The sequence below is a fragment of the Bradyrhizobium sp. USDA 3311 genome (assembly GCF_054062495.1).
Genome location: NZ_JBSSFI010000001.1, coordinates 5,223,876 through 5,240,017, shown reverse-complemented (window position 1 = coordinate 5,240,017; position 16,142 = coordinate 5,223,876). Strand labels below are relative to the sequence as shown.

At 65.3% G+C, this 16,142-nt stretch carries 19 protein-coding genes; 7 read left to right on the top strand and 12 right to left on the bottom strand.

Annotation, left to right across the window (positions count from 1 at the left end):
• Nucleotides 1-33: 33 nt before the first annotated feature.
• The 3 genes from mhpA to ACVWW6_RS24970 are packed head-to-tail and all read left to right on the top strand — an operon-like array spanning nucleotide 34 to nucleotide 3,679.
• Nucleotides 34-1,542 carry a bifunctional 3-(3-hydroxy-phenyl)propionate/3-hydroxycinnamic acid hydroxylase MhpA gene (gene mhpA / locus ACVWW6_RS24980; RefSeq protein ID WP_456681528.1) on the top strand — a complete coding sequence of 503 codons (1,509 nt, stop codon included), beginning with the start codon at nucleotides 34-36 and terminating at the stop codon, nucleotides 1,540-1,542.
• A 27-nt stretch (nucleotides 1,543-1,569) separates the two neighbouring features.
• A complete protein-coding gene (locus ACVWW6_RS24975) occupies nucleotides 1,570-2,421 on the top strand; it encodes a fumarylacetoacetate hydrolase family protein (RefSeq protein ID WP_456681527.1) in 852 nt (283 codons plus the stop codon).
• Nucleotides 2,422-2,467: 46 nt separating this feature from the next.
• Nucleotides 2,468-3,679 carry an ABC transporter substrate-binding protein gene (locus tag ACVWW6_RS24970; protein ID WP_011088042.1) on the top strand — a complete coding sequence of 404 codons (1,212 nt, stop codon included), beginning with the start codon at nucleotides 2,468-2,470 and terminating at the stop codon, nucleotides 3,677-3,679.
• A gap of 65 nt (nucleotides 3,680-3,744) precedes the next feature.
• Here ACVWW6_RS24970 and ACVWW6_RS24965 read toward each other — a convergent pair whose 3' ends face one another.
• Nucleotides 3,745-4,587: a hypothetical protein gene (locus ACVWW6_RS24965; RefSeq protein ID WP_038967090.1), complete on the bottom strand. Its 843-nt coding sequence runs from the start codon at nucleotides 4,585-4,587 to the stop codon at nucleotides 3,745-3,747.
• A 212-nt stretch (nucleotides 4,588-4,799) separates the two neighbouring features.
• Here ACVWW6_RS24965 and ACVWW6_RS24960 point away from each other — a divergent pair, with 212 nt between their 5' ends.
• On the top strand, nucleotides 4,800-5,681 hold the full coding sequence (locus tag ACVWW6_RS24960; protein WP_456681526.1) for an IclR family transcriptional regulator: 882 nt from the start codon (nucleotides 4,800-4,802) through the stop codon (nucleotides 5,679-5,681).
• A 36-nt stretch (nucleotides 5,682-5,717) separates the two neighbouring features.
• A complete protein-coding gene (locus ACVWW6_RS24955; RefSeq protein ID WP_011088045.1) occupies nucleotides 5,718-6,692 on the top strand; it encodes a Bug family tripartite tricarboxylate transporter substrate binding protein in 975 nt (324 codons plus the stop codon).
• 179 nt (nucleotides 6,693-6,871) lie between these two features.
• Here the strand turns inward: ACVWW6_RS24955 and ACVWW6_RS24950 are convergent, their stop codons facing one another.
• Nucleotides 6,872-7,363, bottom strand: a complete 492-nt coding sequence (locus ACVWW6_RS24950; protein WP_028171450.1) for an SRPBCC family protein — start codon at nucleotides 7,361-7,363, stop codon at nucleotides 6,872-6,874.
• Nucleotides 7,363-7,752 carry an ArsR/SmtB family transcription factor gene (locus ACVWW6_RS24945; protein WP_028171449.1) on the bottom strand — a complete coding sequence of 130 codons (390 nt, stop codon included), beginning with the start codon at nucleotides 7,750-7,752 and terminating at the stop codon, nucleotides 7,363-7,365. The genes ACVWW6_RS24950 and ACVWW6_RS24945 overlap by 1 nt, the downstream gene beginning before the upstream one ends.
• Nucleotides 7,753-7,959: 207 nt before the next feature.
• Here ACVWW6_RS24945 and ACVWW6_RS24940 point away from each other — a divergent pair, with 207 nt between their 5' ends.
• Nucleotides 7,960-9,135 (top strand): serine hydrolase, encoded by a 1,176-nt coding sequence (locus tag ACVWW6_RS24940; RefSeq protein ID WP_456681525.1) that lies wholly within the window; start codon nucleotides 7,960-7,962, stop codon nucleotides 9,133-9,135.
• A gap of 71 nt (nucleotides 9,136-9,206) precedes the next feature.
• Here ACVWW6_RS24940 and ACVWW6_RS24935 read toward each other — a convergent pair whose 3' ends face one another.
• Both ACVWW6_RS24935 and ACVWW6_RS24930 read right to left on the bottom strand, forming a co-directional pair.
• Nucleotides 9,207-10,040: an outer membrane protein gene (locus ACVWW6_RS24935; RefSeq protein ID WP_456681524.1), complete on the bottom strand. Its 834-nt coding sequence runs from the start codon at nucleotides 10,038-10,040 to the stop codon at nucleotides 9,207-9,209.
• Nucleotides 10,041-10,311: 271 nt separating this feature from the next.
• Complete coding sequence (locus ACVWW6_RS24930) at nucleotides 10,312-11,016, bottom strand: SDR family oxidoreductase (protein WP_456681523.1); 705 nt, start codon at nucleotides 11,014-11,016, stop codon at nucleotides 10,312-10,314.
• A 100-nt stretch (nucleotides 11,017-11,116) separates the two neighbouring features.
• On the opposite strand from ACVWW6_RS24930, the gene ACVWW6_RS24925 reads away from it, so the two are divergent.
• A complete protein-coding gene (locus ACVWW6_RS24925; RefSeq protein ID WP_456683178.1) occupies nucleotides 11,117-11,956 on the top strand; it encodes a GNAT family N-acetyltransferase in 840 nt (279 codons plus the stop codon).
• On the opposite strand, the gene ACVWW6_RS24920 is transcribed toward ACVWW6_RS24925, so the two are convergent.
• The 7 genes from ACVWW6_RS24920 to ACVWW6_RS24890 form a co-directional block, all read right to left on the bottom strand.
• The gene (locus ACVWW6_RS24920; RefSeq protein ID WP_456681522.1) at nucleotides 11,953-12,399 is read right to left on the bottom strand and encodes a hypothetical protein; all 447 of its coding nucleotides are present in this window, start codon (nucleotides 12,397-12,399) and stop codon (nucleotides 11,953-11,955) included. The two genes, ACVWW6_RS24925 and ACVWW6_RS24920, sit on opposite strands and share 4 nt — an antisense overlap.
• A 231-nt stretch (nucleotides 12,400-12,630) precedes the next feature.
• Complete coding sequence (locus ACVWW6_RS24915) at nucleotides 12,631-12,915, bottom strand: hypothetical protein (protein ID WP_038967087.1); 285 nt, start codon at nucleotides 12,913-12,915, stop codon at nucleotides 12,631-12,633.
• Nucleotides 12,916-12,927: 12 nt separating this feature from the next.
• On the bottom strand, nucleotides 12,928-13,389 hold the full coding sequence (locus ACVWW6_RS24910) for a curlin (RefSeq protein ID WP_456681521.1): 462 nt from the start codon (nucleotides 13,387-13,389) through the stop codon (nucleotides 12,928-12,930).
• Nucleotides 13,390-13,433: 44 nt separating this feature from the next.
• Nucleotides 13,434-13,856 (bottom strand): curlin, encoded by a 423-nt coding sequence (locus ACVWW6_RS24905; RefSeq protein WP_182871931.1) that lies wholly within the window; start codon nucleotides 13,854-13,856, stop codon nucleotides 13,434-13,436.
• A 26-nt stretch (nucleotides 13,857-13,882) separates the two neighbouring features.
• Nucleotides 13,883-14,275 carry a curlin gene (locus tag ACVWW6_RS24900; RefSeq protein ID WP_011088055.1) on the bottom strand — a complete coding sequence of 131 codons (393 nt, stop codon included), beginning with the start codon at nucleotides 14,273-14,275 and terminating at the stop codon, nucleotides 13,883-13,885.
• A 61-nt stretch (nucleotides 14,276-14,336) separates the two neighbouring features.
• Nucleotides 14,337-14,735 carry a hypothetical protein gene (locus tag ACVWW6_RS24895; RefSeq protein ID WP_038967086.1) on the bottom strand — a complete coding sequence of 133 codons (399 nt, stop codon included), beginning with the start codon at nucleotides 14,733-14,735 and terminating at the stop codon, nucleotides 14,337-14,339.
• Between the two features lie 166 nt (nucleotides 14,736-14,901).
• Entirely contained in the window at nucleotides 14,902-15,561 is a 660-nt protein-coding gene (locus ACVWW6_RS24890) for a response regulator transcription factor (RefSeq protein WP_182871932.1), read from the bottom strand.
• Nucleotides 15,562-16,142: the final 581 nt, after the last annotated feature.

The window sequence follows — 16,142 nt, the reverse complement described above, 5'->3', positions numbered from 1 at the left end:
TGCTGCGGCGCGGCTTGGGGAAGAGATAGCCCCATGCAACATAAGTCCACCCCCGAAGAGTTTGATGTCGTGATCGTCGGCAGCGGCCCGGTTGGCGCCACGTTGGCCAATCTGCTCGGACTGTGCGGCGTGCGGACGCTGGTACTGGAGCGCGAGGCGCGGACCTATCACCTGCCGCGCGCGGTGCATTTCGACGACGAATGCATGCGCGTGTTCCAGACCATCGGCCTCGCCAACGCGATCCTGCCGCATGTCATCCTCAGCCCCGGGATGCTCTTTCTCGACGCCGGCGGCCGGATGCTGCTGGACTGGTCGCGCCCGCAGACGCTCACGCCGATGGGATGGAATCTCAGCTATCGCTTCCACCAGCCCGATCTGGAGGACGTGCTGATCCATGGCCTTGCGCGCTGGCCGCATGTCACCCTGCGCAACCGCTGCGACGTGTTCGCGCTGGATCAGGACGAGACCGGCGTGCGCGTCCGCTACGAGGACCTTTCCAATGGGACGCTTGGTGAAGTCCGTGCCGGCTATGTGGTCGGCTGCGACGGTGCCCGCTCTCTGGTGCGCCGCTTCATCGGCTCCGGCATGGACGATCTCGGCTTTCACGAGCGCTGGCTGGTGATCGACGTGCTGCTCAAGCGCGACCGCGATGACCTCGGCGACTACAGCATCCAGCACTGCGACCCCCGGCGGCCGGCGACCTATGTCCGCGGCACCGGCACCCGGCGGCGCTGGGAGATCACGGTGTTGCCGGACGAGGATTCGCAAGATGTGGCGCAGCCGGCCAAGGTCTGGGAGCTGCTGTCGCGCTGGATCACGCCCGACGACGCCGAGATCGAGCGCGCCGCTGTCTATACTTTTCATTCCGTGATCGCGCAGCAATGGCGGGGCGGACGGCTGCTGCTCGCGGGCGATTCCGCACACCAGACCCCACCCTTCCTCGGACAGGGCATGTGCGCCGGCATCCGCGATGCCGCCAACCTTGCCTGGAAACTCGGCGCGATCATCCGCGACGGCGCCGCGCCTGATCTGCTGGAGACCTATCAGAGCGAGCGCCAGCCGCATGTGCGGGAGTTCATCGAGCTCGCCATTCGCCTTGGCGGCATCATCAACACCAAGGCGATCGAGGCCGGCCTCGCCGCCGGCGAAGCACGCGACAACGCGCCCGTGAAACTCGAGGTGAAAAAGCCCCTGCTCGGCCCCGGGCTCGCGCTCGGCGGCCTGCCGCTGGCCGGGCATCTCGCACCGCAGTTCGAGCTGAACGACGGTCGCCGCAGCGATGACCGGACCGGCTACAGCCATGTGCTGCTTGTCGAGAGCGCGGCCGCGCTGCCATCGCATCTTGCCCCGTCGCCGGCCGGGATCGCAATCCTGACCGGCGACGAAGCCCAGGGCGTCGGGCACTGGCTGCGTGAGCACGGCATCATCGCCGCGCTGGTCCGTCCCGACCGCTATGTGCGTGGCACGGCCCGCAACGATTCCGAGTTCGAACGACTCGTCGCCGCCGTTACTCCCCCAACCCGCCTGCCGTCCGCGGCCTGACCGAACCCGCTTTCCAAGGACACTCTCATGAAGCTGCTCTCTTTCATCGTCGACAGCCGCGCCTCCTTCGGGGCCGTCAAGGACAACGGCGTCGTCGACCTCGGCGCGCGCATGGCAGGCTGCGCGACACTGCGGCAGCTGCTCGAAGCCGGTCGCGTCGCCGAGGCGGCAAAGCTCGTCGCGTCGGCCGCGCCCGATCATGCCCTCGACAAGGTCAGCTTCGCGCCCGTCATCCCCGATCCCGGCAAGATCATCTGCGTCGGCCTGAACTATCGCGACCATGTCGCTGAAACCGGACGTATCGTAACCGAGAAGCCCGCACTCTTCGTTCGCTTTCCCTGCAGCCAGGTCGGCCATCTCCAGCCGATCGTGAAGCCGAAAGTCAGCGACGATTTCGACTATGAGGGCGAGCTTGCGCTCGTCATCGGCAAGGAAGGCCGGCACATCCCCGCGAACCGCGCGCTCGACCACATCGCCGGCTATTCCTGCTACAACGAAGGCAGCGTCCGCGACTGGCAGCGCCACACCAGCCAGTTCCTCTCCGGCAAGACCTTTGCCGAAAGCGGCAGCTTCGGCCCATGGCTGGTGACGGCGGACGAAATTCCCGATCCGTCAAAGCTGACCTTGCAGACCCGGCTCAACGGCACGGTGGTGCAGGACACCACCACCGATCTCCTGATCACCGCCATCCCCGGGCTGATCGCCTACATCTCGACGATCTGCCCGCTGGTCCCCGGCGACGTCATCGTCACGGGCACGCCCGGCGGCGTCGGCGCAAAGCGCACGCCGCCGTTGTGGATGCGCCCCGGCGACACCGTCGAGGTCGAGATCTCCGGCATCGGAACCTTGCGCAACAAGGTCATCGCCGAACCGGAGTGACCGCCAACGTCGCTCAATCAAAACGACAACAAAATCAGGAAACGCCATGGCCACTCACCGCACGACCTCCGCCGCTATCCTGCTGATCACGCTGGCGCTCGCAGGCACCGCCGCACGCGCCGAGATCAAAGGCGACGCCATCCGGATCGGCGTCCTCACCGACATGAACGGGATTTTCGCCACCGCCATGGGTCCGGGCTCGGTCGAGGCGGCGCGAATGGCGGCGGAGGAGTTCGGCGGCAAGATCAACGGCAAGCCCATCGAGATTTTGCAGGCCGATCACCAGAACAAGCCGGACCTTGCAGGCTCACTCGCGCGAAAATGGTTCAGCGACGGCGTGCAGGCGATCGCGGACGGTGGCAGCTCGGGCGCGGCGCTCGCGGTGCAGGAGCTGGTGCGCGGCAACGGCAGGATCTTCCTCGTCTCCGGCGCCGGCGCCAACCAGCTCACGGATGAGGCCTGCGCGCCGACCAGCGTGCAATGGACCCAGGACGCCTACTCCACCGCGACTGCCGTGGTCTCCGGCATCATGCAGACCAGCAAGGAGCCATGGTTCTTCATCACCGGCGACTACGCCTTCGGCCATTCGATCGAGGCGACCGCTCGCGCCCGCATCACCGAGCTTGGCGGCAAGGTTGCTGGCGGCGTTAAAGCCCAGCTCGGCACGCCCGACTACAGCTCGTTCCTACTCCAGGCGCAGTCCTCGGGCGCAAAGGTCCTGGCGATCAACGTCGCCGGCGACAACGCCACCGCGATCAAGCAGGCCGAAGAATTCGGGCTCGCCGCGCAGGGCATGAAGATCGTGCCGATGTCGTTCCAGAATGTCGACATCGAAGCGGTCGGCCTGAAGGCCACGCGCGGCGACCTTATCGTGACCTCGTTCTTCGAGGATATCTCGCCGGCGGCGCGGAAATTTTCCGATGCGTTCTATGCGCGCCGCAAGGCGATGCCCTCACAGATCCAGGCCGGGGTTTATTCCGCCGTACGCCACTATCTGCAGGCCATCAAGGACACCGATACGGACGACAGCGCGATCGTGATGGCCAAGATGAAGGCGACGCCGGTGTCGGATGCCTACACCACCAACGGCCGCATCCGCGAGGACCAGCGCATGGTGCACGATCTCTATCTGGTCCAGGTCAAGACGCCGGAAGAGTCGAAAGGCCCGTGGGATTTCGTCAAGCTGGTCGCGACGATCCCGCCCGACCAGGCCTTCCGCCCGCTCGACCGCAGCAAGTGCAGCCTGGTCGGCAAGTAAAGCGTTTTCAAGCGAAGTGGATGCCGGTTCGCGTTAAGAAAACGCGTCAAAATAGGAATCAACCCTCAGGCGAGATAGCGCGTCAGATAGCCTTCCATCGCGTAGAGCGCGCAGAGCGCCAGGCTCGACCACACCGCGGCGCTGAAATACAGGAACATCCAGGTCAGCTCGCCCTTCCAGTGCGCGATGTCGTGGGTCACCACCCAGCGCGTCGAGACGTCATGCAGGCCTTCGAGGAAGCCCAGGAACCTGCCGCCCTCGGCATGCCCTGCCCGCCAGCGGCTGAGATACATCGGCACGTCGACGGTAACGAGGAAGGCGAGGAAGCAGGCGATGCCGACGATGCCGGCGATCAGAGCCCAGCGCACCACGCCCTGGAATTCCGGCATCAGGCGGCACAGCGCGATGCCGGCGAGGAAGAAGGTCACCGCCCACAGCGAATTCTCGATCGCGTTGAAGAGATAGTTGGTGGTCACGACCGCGTACCACGAGAAACACTCCGCGATGATGATCACGGGCACGATCACCCACGCGATGTTCACGGCCGTCTCGGCACCCGTCATGGTGCCGAGCTGATGCAGGATCACCGCCCATTGCGCGGCGAAGCAGACTTCGGCCACCGTCGCGACCGAGCGGCCGACGAAGACGCTCGAGAGCCAGGTGTCGAACAGACAGATGCGCTGCACGTCGGCGCGCGGCAGGAACGAGCGGAAGGCGCAGCCGAACACATACCCCGCGCAGAGCAGGAACATCAGCCCGATGTCGGAGCCGCCGCCGACGCTGCCCGCAACCGTCGGGTAGAACTCGCGATACAGCATGAACCAGACGAGGATGTTGGCGCTGCTGACGAGCGTGAGCGACCCCCACCACCACGCGAGGGGATTTGACCGCGCCTGCCACTGCAACATGAATCGCTCCGCTGTAATCGATGTGACATCTATTCGTAATAATCCTGTCACAGGACGCCATGGAATCACGACAAAAATCTGTGTGCGGCTCGGCTCGCGCTCGTCTTTTTTGCCCGCGGTAACGACGGAGATCGTGTCCACATATTGGACGGAAGAGGCAAAATTGTCGAATCTATTGGACAAGCCAGCGGAGCGGGTCCATTAAAACTCCCATGGCTCGAACCGCGTCCAAACCGCCTGCCGCCTCCTCATCCGCGGCCGCAGTGCTGGCTTCGAGCGCGGATGATGCCGCGTTCGCGACGACGCTGGCAAAGGGCCTCGTGGTGCTCGAGGCGTTCAAGGCCGGAACGACGCAGCTCGGCAACATGGAGCTGTCGACGCTGACGGGGATTCCGCGGCCGACGGTGGCACGGCTGACGCATACGCTCGCCGAGCTCGGCTACCTCCGCTACGACGCCGAACGTGCGAAATACCGCGTCGGGGCACGCGCCCTGCGGATGGCGCATCCGCTGCTTGCCGACATGCAGTTCCGCCAGGTCGCGCGCCCGATGATGATGGAGCTGGCGCAGAGCGTGCGCGGCACGGTCTCGATCGGCCTGCTCGACGCCACGTCGATGATCTATGTCGAGACCGCGCGCTCCGGCGATGTCGGCCCGCACGTCCCCGACATCGGCATGCCCATTCCCGTAGTGATGACGGCAATGGGCCGCGCCGCGGCGGCGACCTTGCCGCCGGCCGATGCAGTGCTGCTCGAACAGCAGATCGCAAGCGAGGATGCCGAGCTGTGGTCGGCCTTTCGCGACAGATATCGCGCCGGCCTTGCACAATGCGCCAGCCGCGGATTTTGCACCTGCTGGGGCGAGTACATGGCCTCGATCCACGCCGTCGCCGCGCCGCTGTTTCATGCAGATGAGACGAGGCGGTCGTTCTCCATCAATTGCGGCATTCCCGCGTTCCGGCTCCAGCCCGGCCAATTGGAGGCCGAGATCGGCCCGCGCATCGCTGCCCTCGCCGACAGCATCCGCGCCATCGTCGGCGCGGCAGGGCCGGCGGCCGAGACACAAAAGCAAAACAAGAAGAGGGCCAGGAAATGAACAAGACAACTGGCGCTCCACCACCGGGAGGCCAACATGACCGTCACACGCCGAACATTGCTGGGCACCCTCGCCCTTGCCCTGTCCGGGCTTCCAGTCTCCGTGCGCGCTGAGGACCTTTGGCCGTCGCACATGGTGCGGCTGATCTCGCCCTACGGGCCCGGCGGCTCCAACGACATCTCGCTGCGTCTGCTCGCCGAAGAGTTCGGCCGCAGCCTGCACCAGCAATTCATCGTCGAGAACAAGCCGGGCGCCGGCACGCGCATTGCGAACGATCTCGTCGCGCATGCGCCGGGCGACGGCTACACCATTCTCTATGTCGCGGCCCCCTATGCCACCGCCGAGGCGCTTTTCGGCAAGCTGACCTATGATCGCAAGGATCTTCGGCCGGTCGCGATGGCGGTGATCGCGCCGCTGTTCCTGATCATCAGCGCGGACGCGCCGTTCAAGACGCTGCCGGACCTGATCGCCTACGGCAAATCGAAGCCGGACGGACTGACCTTCGCCTCACCCGGCGCCGGCTCGCAGCCGCATCTTGCCGGCGAGCTCCTGTTCAGGGATGCCGGCGTCAAGGGTCTCAACATCCCGTTCCGCGGTGACGCGGCGTCCTACACCGAACTGCTCGCCGGCCGCGTCGATGCCACGCTGACCGCACTCCCGACGGCGCTGCCCTACATCCAGAGCGGCAAGTTTGCCGTGCTCGGCGTCGCCTCCAGCGAGCGCAGCCCGCTCTATCCGCAGGCGCCGACGCTGCGCGAGCAAGGCTTTCCCAACGTGATCGCCGCCGGCTGGTTCGGCTTCATGGCGCCCGCCGCAACGCCGCAGCCGATCGTCGACAAGCTGCAGACCGAAGTCTCGCGCGTGCTCGCCGACCCCGCCGTGAAGGACAAGCTCACCGCCCAGGGCCTGGAAGTGCGCACCGGCACCGCCGCCGAATTCGGCCAGTTCATCGACAGCGAGACCCAGAGGTGGACCGGATTGATCCGCGAGGCCGGGCTGAAGGGGGAGTGACAGCCGAGGTGGACGAGTGAGGGGCGCCATCGACCTCCTCTCGTCATGGCCGGGCTTGTCCCGGCCATCCACGCCTGACCGCGCGGCACGAAGAACGTGGATGCCCGGGCCTTCGCCTCGCCGGAGCGGCTTCGGCCGCGCAGGCGGGACAAGCCCGGGCATGACGACTGACGGTGCAGCTACCTCTTCAACGCGCCCACATAAGCCGCGAGCTTGTCCAGCGTCTGGTAGCCGTATTCGACGGCGCCGAAACTGATCATGCCATCGCGCTGCTCCGTGCTCGAGGCCAGTTGCCGCATCATCAGCACGGTCTTGCCGTTGCTCTGCTCGGCGAAGGTGATGGTGAAGCGAAACATGCCGGGATCGTCGTCCTGGTCGACGCCATGGTCCATCTCCATCAAGGACGGCCGCTCAATGCGCCGAAAGCGCATGCGGTTCGGATAGACGGTGCCGTCGGGGCCGATCATGTTGAAGCGCCAGACGCCGCCAACCCGCACGTCGATCTCGAAGGTCTCGATCTTGAAACCCTTGGGTCCGAACCATTGCGGCAGATGTTTTGGGTCGGACCACGCCTCGAACACCAGATCGCGCGGCGCGTCGATCACGCGCGACATCACGATCTCGCGGTCGAGCGACCATTGCGACAAAGCGGGATTGGCAGAATTCGTCATCACTCAGAACCTTTCCGTTTGGTTGTTCGGGACGGCCGCTTGGCGGCCGCCCTCTCCTTCTCTTTCTTGAGCTTCATCACGTAAGCCTCGAACCGGTCGAGGCGCGCCTCCCAGATCGCGCGCTGCTGCTGGAACCAGTCCTCCGCGCCGACGAGCGCGTCCGGGCTGAGGCGGCAGGTGCGCACGCGGCCGGATTTCTCCGACAGGACGAGCCCGCTCGTCTCCAGCACATGGACGTGCTTCATGAAGCTCGGCAGCGCCATGTCGAAGGGATCCGCGAGCTCGCCGACGGATGCCTCGCCCATGCAGAGCCGCATCACGATCGCCCGCCGTGTCGGGTCGGCGAGCGCGGAAAAAATCTGGTCCAGTCGAGATAATTGGTTAGCCATGAAGCTAACTATAGACCCGTCGCGAACCCGCGTCAATATTTGTTAGCCGACAAGCTAAGTAAAATCCGCCGTCGAGGCGGCCGTGCGCTGGATAGGCGGCTAGAAGGTTCGCTACGGAACTTCCAACGCGCGATTGTGAATTGAGGCGGGACGCGGTTTGCAGGTACGACTGGCGCCGGGGGCGTCGGCAATCTGTTCATCAAGCGCGTGTCCTCTCTTGTCACCTTACGATCTCTTTCGATCAGCCGGCGCGGCTTCGCCAGGGCGGCCCTGCTTCCGCTCGCAATCGGCCTCGTCAGGCCGCGCGAGGCGGCTGCGGATTCCGACATGATCGCGCAGATGCGCGACATCGTCGCCAATGAGCTGGCGCCGACCGCGACGCCGGATCAACCGGGCGGCCTCGCCGCCGCGCTCTATGCCGGCCGCCATGTCGAGTTCTTCAACTACGGCTTTGCCGACGACACCACACGACGGCCGGTCACATCGGACACGTTGTTCAACCTCGGCTCGCTGCGCAAGCCGTTCGAGGCGACGCTGGTCGCGCTCGGCACGCTCCGGGGCGAGCTGCGGCTCGACGACCGCCTGCCGAAATACCTGCCCGAACTCACCGGCGACTCTATCCGCCGCGTCACCGTCGGCGAACTCGTCACGCACACGTCGGGACTGCTGCTGCCGACCGACCACCCGCCCTGGCCGAACGAGGAGTTCTCGCGCGCGCAGTTCATCGAGATGCTCAACGCCTGGAGACCGCAGTCTGGCGAGGCGCCCGGCAAGCAGCGCATCTACAGCCATGCCGGCTATGTGCTGCTCCAGCTCGTGCTCGAACGCTGTTACGGCACGCCGATCGCAGCCCAGCTCGAACAGCGCATCTTCAAGCCGCTCGGTATGATCGCGACCTCGGTGCCCGAACGCGGCGAGGACAACCGTGCCGTCATGGATGCAGCGTGGATGCAGCGGGTCGTCCAGGGCTATTCGGATCAGGGCATGGCGATCGGCCCGCCCGGCAACCAGCAGAGCTATTTCGATTTCCCCGGCACGGGCCAGATATTCTCTTCGCCGCGGGATCTTTCGACCTTCGTTGCGGCCTGCGTCGATGGCCACTCGGTCGACCCGCATTTGCGCGAGGCACTGAGGATGACGCAGCACGAGGCCTTCCGCGTCGACGAGAAATTCGGGCAAGGCATGGCGTGGGAGACGGTGCATCTTCCCGAGGCCACCGTCGTCGACAAGCCGGGCGGCCTCAACAACGCCTCCGGCTATCTCGGCCTCGTGCCGGCGCGGCGGATCGGCATCGTGCTGCTGGCCAATCGCGGCGAATATCCGCACGAGATCGCGCGCTACAGGATCCTGCCCGCGCTGGCGAAGCTCGTGGCCTCGCACTGAAGCCGGCCCTCGAAACAGAAAGCCCCGGCTGAGCCGGGGCTTTCCACGCCAGATTCGGAACGGGATGAAGCTCAGTACCTGGCGACGACTGGTCCGCCGAACTTGTAGTTCACGCCGACGCGCACGATGTTCGACTTGAGGTCGACCGAGTGGGTGTAGACGTTGCTCGGGAAGGCGATGGCCGGCACGAAGGCAGCAAGGTTGTTGCTGGTCGCGCTGGCACGCCCGAGATCGACGTAGAGATATTCGGCCTTGAGCGACCAGCCGCCGCCGAACGCATATTCGGTGCCCACGCCCGCGGTCCAGCCGAGACGCGTGTCGCGGATCGCGCTCGACTCGGTTGCTCCCGCAAACGTGTCGGTGAAGTTGAAATTGCCCTTGACCTCCGCGATCGCGGCGCCGCCCGTGGCGTAGAGCAGCCAGGTCGGAGCGGCCAGGAAGCCGATACGGCCGCGGATGGTCGCGAGCCAGTCGGCCGAGACCGACGACGACACCGTAAAGCCGGTCGGCGCGCAGCACGGATAGAGCGCCGAGCCGGTCGCACTGCCCTTGAAGCCGAAATAGTTGATGTCGCCTTCGAGGCCGAGCACGGCGTGGTTGACCTGCCAGTTGTAGCCGGCGGTGAAGCCGCCGGTCACGCTGGAGCTGTTGACGCCCTGGGCGCCGACCGTGTTGATGGCGGGAACGCTGCTGGCGGCGAAATAGCCCGTCGGAGAAAACACGGTCGAGGTGCTGGGATCGGAGCTGCCCCACTGCCCGCCGACATTGCCGCCGACGTAAAATCCGGTCCAGTTGTAAGCCGGCGCCATCATCGGCGCCTTGGTGTAATGCGCCGCGAGGTCGGCCGCCTGCACCGATGCGGTGCCCAAAACAACCGAAGCGACCGCCAGCAAAAACTTCTTCATTCTAGTCTCCTTGCCCACGCGATCAGCTCGCGTTTCGAATGCGCGCGGGCGGAAGGCATCCGGCGCAGATCGGGCATAGGCCGCCGGCCCCATGCCGTCTTGGGCTGCGGCGAAGTTCATAGGGACTGTGACGTAGTGTGCGCCCCACGTCGTGCGAACGGACGAGGAGTGTGACCCAAGAGCCACGCCTCGCCCTTCATCCGTGGCGCGCTACGCGCGCCGGTGTCGCATCACGACAAGGCGGCGCGAGCGCGATTCGAATCTGTCGGCGTCAGACCGAGCGCGTCAGCCCACCATCCACACGGATGTTCTGGCCGGTGATGTAGGCTGCGCCGTCGGACGCCAGGAACGCGATCGTCGCCGCGATCTCCTCGACCTTGCCGTAGCGCTTCATCGGCACGCTGTCGCGGCGCGCATCTAGCTGCGGCAGGCTGTCGATCCAGCCCGGCAGAACGTTGTTCATGCGGATGTTGTCGGCGGCATGGGTGTCGGTGAAGATCTTGGTGAAGGCGGCAAGGCCCGCGCGAAACACCGCCGATGTCGGAAACATCGCGCTCGGCTCGAATGCCCAGGCGGTCGAGATGTTGATGATGGCGCCGGCCTTCTGCACCTGCATCACCGGCGTCACCAACCGGGTCGGCCGGATCACGTTGAGCAGATATGTATCCAGGCCGGTGTGCCACTGCTCGTCGGTAATCTCCGTGATCGGCGCGCGCGGCCCGTGGCCCGCACTGTTGACGAGCACGTCGATACGCCCCCACTTCGCCATCGCGCCGTCGACGAGACGCTTCAGATCGTCATTCGACTTGTTGGAGCCGGTGATGCCCAAGCCGCCGAGCTCGGCCGCCAGCGCCTCGCCCTTGCCGGAGGACGACAGGATCGCGACGCGAAAGCCGTCGGCCGCAAGCCGCCGCGCAGCCCCTGCCCCCATGCCGCTGCCGCCGGCGGTGACGAGTGCGACTTTCTCTGCTGCCATGACTGATCATCCCTGTCTTGAGGCGAGCCGCGGGCCCGGCCTATCATGAGGCCTTCTACCGCCAGACTTGCCGGCAGGTCCACCGTCGAAGGCATCCATGATGAGCGATTTGCAGATTCGCAATTTGCGCCCCGAGGAGATCTCGATCGCCGTCGACTGGGCCGCTGCCGAGGGCTGGAATCCGGGCCTCTCCGACGCCGCCTGCTTCGCGATATCAGACGCGCAAGGCTTCTTCGTCGGCGAGATCGACGGCGAGCCGGTCGCGACCGTCTCCTGCGTCAATTACGATGACCGCTTCGCCTTTCTCGGCTTCTACATCGTGCGCGCGGACCTCCGCGGTTCCGGCCACGGCCTGCGCATCTGGAACGCGGCGATCGCGCATGCGCGCCCTCGCGTGATCGGCCTCGACGGCGTCGTCGCACAGCAGGGCAATTACAGAAAGTCCGGCTTCCAGCTTGCCTACGCCAATATCCGCTATGGCGGCATCGTCGCCGCGCCGCCGGGGCCTGCCGATATCATCGAGCTCGACAGAGTTCCGTTCGCGCTCGTAGAAGCCGACGATGCCACGGTGTTCCCAGCGCCGCGCAGCGCCTTCCTGCGCGCCTGGATCAACACATCAGGACATGTCGGCCGCGCGCTGCTGCGTGACGGCAAGCTTGCCGCATGGGGCGTGATCCGCCGGTGCCGGAGCGGCCACAAGATCGGCCCGCTCGTCGCCGATGATCGCGCCGCGGCCGCAGCGGTCGTGCAGGCCTTGCTGGCAAGTGCGGGCGGCGGCGAGGTCTTCCTCGATGTCCCCGCCGTCAATCGCGAGGCCATCGCGCTCGCGGAACAGCTCGGCCTCAAGCCGGTGTTCGAGACGGCGCGGATGTACACCGGGCCGATCGCGCCGCTGCGGATCGACCGCGTCTTCGGCGTGACCAGCTTTGAGCTGGGCTAGTAGCAGCGCATGATGTTGACGGTGTGCTCGCCGCCGCCGCGGCCGGGCACCGTCACCTGCTCCGTCGGGCAGCTCGGCACGTAGGGCCGATCGGACGGCACCACGTTCGGCGGGAAGCGATGCGTCCAGTCCCAGGGAACGTCATAGGTATAGGTGTAGCGCACGTCGTTGGAGAGCGGCTGCCCGGCGTCGGCGAAGGGCTGGCCGTAGCCCGCGCCGTCGTAGAAGAACCCGCCGCCGCCCGGCCAATAGACCCACGGCGTGTTGCGGCCGCGGAACCGGGCACCCGGCGCGATCGGCGGACGCATTGCCGCATTCGGCGGCGCCGCAGCCAGCCCATGCGCAGCAACGCCGCCGGGTCTTGAAAAACTGTCGCTGGAAGAAAGGAGCAGCGCGGCTGCGCTGAGCGAGGCGAGCAGCGCCCCATATGATCTGGACATCATGATACGCACCAACTCGTTTGGCTTCGGCGGCTCCCCACCACACGCTAGGCCGGGCTGTCGCCCACCCGCAAACGTATAATTAATTGTTGGTTAAGACACGGGATTAACGGGGAACAAGGTGCGGCAGAACGCCCGGAATTCCCGGCCTGTTTCAGCGACGTCGTTCCGGCCAACGCGGGTGGCCCGTCGTCCTTTCAGGGACGATGGGCCTCTCTGCGTCAGCAGGACGTGTCAGTGGTCTTGCTGGTGCTTGCGCAGCCAATCGAGCATGTCCTGCGCATTTCCGGTGCCCTGCGTCACGATCGCGGTGTTTCCGCCGCTGCGCCGGTACACCGTGGTGCGCCCGGGCTCTTTCTCGATCCTGACCTCGGCCTGCGCGGGATCGCCGCTTTGCGTGATCGCCGCCGTCCCGTTTTCGTCCTGGACCACCGTGGTGTGACCGTCGCCGGCCCCGGCCGGCGCCATCGCAACCACGCTCATGAATCCTATTCCGGATGCGAGCAGAAGCAACCTCATGTCATCCCTCCATCATCGGCCGAACTGGAAGATCGCCAGCCAGTTGAAACGTCCGAACTGCCTCACCGCTCCCGAGTTCATGTCGCCGATCTGAAGCAGGAGCGCACTGGTGGAATTGCCGATCTGGGTGATGTCGGCGGTGTTGCTGAGGCCGGACTGACCGACCGCCGCGTTGGTGGTGCCGCCCATCTGGATCACGTTGGCATAGTTGCGCGTGCCGTTCTGGATGATGGTCGCATCCACCGTTCCCGATCCGCCGATCTGGATCACCCGCGCGATATTGACGCGGCTGTTCTCCTCGATCGTGACAGGCTGAACGTCGTTGCCGAATTGCACGATCGTCTCGATGCTCACGTTCGGGTTCGTCACGCTGCGCTGGATGGATCCGGCCGACGCCTGCGTCGCCGCGCCGATGGCGGCAAGCAACGCCGCCACGGCCAGAACCCGCTTCGAGACCTCTCTGCCGCTCCGCATCGCGCTTCCCCGCTGGTTCCCGACGCCGATGAGTTCGCGCGTCTTTACGGACCGGTCTGGACGATCGTCGACGTATTGACCGTGCTGAACTGCGCCACCGTGCCCGTGTTCATGGCGCCGAGCTGCGACACGAGACTGGTCGCCGACTGGCCGGTCTGGCCGACGAAGGCGAAATTGTTCATCCCGGCCTGCCCGACCGACGCCGAATTCGTCCCGCCGAATTGGAGGACGCCCGTGGCATTGTTGGTGCCGTTCTGGACAACGGTCGCGCTGGTGCTGCCGCCGACCATGAACACGCCCGCCATGTTGAGCTGACTGTTCTGGTTCAGCACGACCGGCGGTCCGCCGACCGACACGATGGTCTTGATGTCGGCGGTCTGGGCACCGGCTGATCCGGCGCCGGCGCAGCACAAGGCGAACATTGCGGCGCAGCTGCTTGCCAAGAGGCGTTTCGAGAGACGTTTCATGACGTGCCTCACCACTTCAGAATTGCTCACGGAGTCTGCTGGAGAATCGTCGAGCCGTTCAGGATGCCGAGCTGCCCGACGCCGGCCGTATTGTTCGCGCCGATCTGGCCGATCAGGCTCGAATTGGAGCCGCCGACCTGACCGGTCAGCGCCGTGTTGGAGGCCGTCGCCGTGGTGCCGCCCTGCCCGGTCACCGCGGTGTTGACGGTGAGGAGCGAGCCTGTCTGCAAGGTGGTCGCCGTATTGGTCGCACCGAACTGCAACGTCGTGGCGTTGTTGCTGGTCGAGCCCGTCTGCGAGATGAAGGAGCTGTTGGTCGTGCCGAACTGCAGCACGCTGGCCGAGTTGCCGGCCTGGGCATCGACGGTGGTCAGTGCACTGAGCGCGATGGCCGTCGCAACGAGATAGGTGATCCGCATGTCATGTTCCTCCGCGAGAATTGGCCGGACGCGCCGTGACGCATCCGGCCGACGAGATGGTTCAGTGCGCCGTCTGCGAGACGGTGCTCGTGTTGATGCCGAAGCTGAGCTGGCCGACGCTGGCGGAGTTGTTCTGGAGCGCGGGCGGCCCGAACGAATTCTGGGTGATCGCGCTGCCGTTGTTGCCGAAGGCCACCTGGCCGGTGGTCGCCGAGTTCTGCACGCCGGCCTGGTTCACAGTGCTGACGTTGTTGAGCGACGGCGAGCTGGTGCCCTGCATGGTGGACGCACCGTTCAGGATGCCGATCTGGGTCGTCGACGAACTGTCGTTGGTGAGGCCGTTCTGCGTGACGCTCGAACCGTTCACCAAGCCGACCTGCACCGTGGTCGAAGTATTGGCGGCCTGGGCCGCGGAAGACAGAGCGAGCACGGCAACGGAAGCAAAAAACAATTTGCGCATGGAGTATCCCTTTCTGGCCAAGTTGTCTGACTGGTTTCGGATGCTGGTCCTGAATGCGACCGACATCGTGGGATGACTCTGAACCGATCGCGGCGATCGCGACAGACTGCAGTTCATGCTAATCGGTACGGACTAGACGAAGCGCTGAATGTCGCCACGCGCAGCCTCAGATTTGCGGCTGTCCTGCACCGGTGCGCGTCGTCTCCGCTTCGCGTCCCATGCTGTCGATCAGCCGCGCCACCTCGATCGGCGAACGCAGCTCGAGCTTTCGCATCATCCGGGCGCGATGGACCTTCACCGTCACTTCGCTCACGCCAAGCCTCGCCGCGATCTGCTTGGCGACAAGCCCCTCGGCCATCAGCAGCATGATCTCGCGCTCCCTCGCCGTCAGCGTCTCGATGCGCAGCCGGGCCTCGCGCACGGCGTATTCGCGTTCCATCCGCCTGCGGTCGCGCTCGATGCCATGCCTGATCGCATCGAGGATCTCCTGCTCGCGAAAGGGTTTTGGTAGAAACTCGACCGCGCCGCGCTTCATCGCCTCGACCGAGACACGGACGTCTGAGTGGCCGCTGATGAAGACGATCGGAATCGGCACGCCCGTCTCGGCGAGCCGGCGCTGCAGCTCGAGACCGGTCGGCGAGGTCCCGGGAAAGCGAACGTCGAGCACGAGGCACGAAGGCCCGCCGGAAAGTCTCTCCGCGAGAAATTCGTCGGTCGACGCAAACAATCTCACCTGGTGTCCGGTCTCCTCGCAGAGACTTCCAATCGCAGTTCGAATCTGAACCTCGTCGTCAACGACGTAAACGGTGGCTTGACCTGAGCTCATGGCAGACGGACTCCCCGGCTTGGGGCTCGATGAGCAAGCAGCGAGCCATCCATTCTTCTTGCAAGCGAGAACAAGGTGCTTGGTTGAATTCGCGGGGATCGAACGAATGGCGTCGGTCCACCGGTTCGACGTCTTAGGGCCAACACTCCGTGAAGACGAGTGAAGGCGTTCACATATCGGGCTTCGTGATTGCAGAGATTCGATCTCGCCACCGGCGGCATCACGGCGAGGCGCGTTATCGCGAATGAAGCAATCCGACGTCGTCGCCGCGGTATCGCCGACTGCGTCATGGCGTCGCCACCCATACGCCGACTTGAACGCCGGCGACTGGCCGCATCGGCCAGATCATACGGGACGTTCAGTCAGCCTATCGAGTTCGATACCGCGCGCAACCTTTGGCATACGCCGGGTATACATTTCACGCAAATCACGAAAAGTCGCACCCCCGCACTTTACTTCTGGATCGCTCAGCGCACCCGACCGTCGCCCCGGCAACGACGACATACTGACGATCGATATTGCTTTTGACAATTTACAACCATAGCGCGATCTCGCTCCGCGCCGCCAACGAAGCCATTTCA

Excerpts from the sequence above, each read along its gene's own strand:
- ACVWW6_RS24910 (WP_456681521.1), bottom strand. The coding sequence starts at position 13,389 with ATGCGGAGCGGCAGAGAGGTCTCGAAGCGGGTTCTGGCCGTGGCGGCG.
- ACVWW6_RS24955 (WP_011088045.1), top strand. The coding sequence starts at position 5,718 with ATGACCGTCACACGCCGAACATTGCTGGGCACCCTCGCCCTTGCCCTG.
- ACVWW6_RS24975 (WP_456681527.1), top strand. The coding sequence starts at position 1,570 with ATGAAGCTGCTCTCTTTCATCGTCGACAGCCGCGCCTCCTTCGGGGCC.
- ACVWW6_RS24960 (WP_456681526.1), top strand. The coding sequence starts at position 4,800 with ATGGCTCGAACCGCGTCCAAACCGCCTGCCGCCTCCTCATCCGCGGCC.
- ACVWW6_RS24925 (WP_456683178.1), top strand. The coding sequence starts at position 11,117 with ATGAGCGATTTGCAGATTCGCAATTTGCGCCCCGAGGAGATCTCGATC.
- ACVWW6_RS24915 (WP_038967087.1), bottom strand. The coding sequence starts at position 12,915 with ATGAGGTTGCTTCTGCTCGCATCCGGAATAGGATTCATGAGCGTGGTT.
- ACVWW6_RS24965 (WP_038967090.1), bottom strand. The coding sequence starts at position 4,587 with ATGTTGCAGTGGCAGGCGCGGTCAAATCCCCTCGCGTGGTGGTGGGGG.
- ACVWW6_RS24935 (WP_456681524.1), bottom strand. The coding sequence starts at position 10,040 with ATGAAGAAGTTTTTGCTGGCGGTCGCTTCGGTTGTTTTGGGCACCGCA.
- ACVWW6_RS24905 (WP_182871931.1), bottom strand. The coding sequence starts at position 13,856 with ATGAAACGTCTCTCGAAACGCCTCTTGGCAAGCAGCTGCGCCGCAATG.
- ACVWW6_RS24945 (WP_028171449.1), bottom strand. The coding sequence starts at position 7,752 with ATGGCTAACCAATTATCTCGACTGGACCAGATTTTTTCCGCGCTCGCC.
- ACVWW6_RS24970 (WP_011088042.1), top strand. The coding sequence starts at position 2,468 with ATGGCCACTCACCGCACGACCTCCGCCGCTATCCTGCTGATCACGCTG.
- ACVWW6_RS24950 (WP_028171450.1), bottom strand. The coding sequence starts at position 7,363 with ATGACGAATTCTGCCAATCCCGCTTTGTCGCAATGGTCGCTCGACCGC.
- ACVWW6_RS24930 (WP_456681523.1), bottom strand. The coding sequence starts at position 11,016 with ATGGCAGCAGAGAAAGTCGCACTCGTCACCGCCGGCGGCAGCGGCATG.
- mhpA (WP_456681528.1), top strand. The coding sequence starts at position 34 with ATGCAACATAAGTCCACCCCCGAAGAGTTTGATGTCGTGATCGTCGGC.
- ACVWW6_RS24900 (WP_011088055.1), bottom strand. The coding sequence starts at position 14,275 with ATGCGGATCACCTATCTCGTTGCGACGGCCATCGCGCTCAGTGCACTG.
- ACVWW6_RS24895 (WP_038967086.1), bottom strand. The coding sequence starts at position 14,735 with ATGCGCAAATTGTTTTTTGCTTCCGTTGCCGTGCTCGCTCTGTCTTCC.
- ACVWW6_RS24920 (WP_456681522.1), bottom strand. The coding sequence starts at position 12,399 with ATGATGTCCAGATCATATGGGGCGCTGCTCGCCTCGCTCAGCGCAGCC.
- ACVWW6_RS24890 (WP_182871932.1), bottom strand. The coding sequence starts at position 15,561 with ATGAGCTCAGGTCAAGCCACCGTTTACGTCGTTGACGACGAGGTTCAG.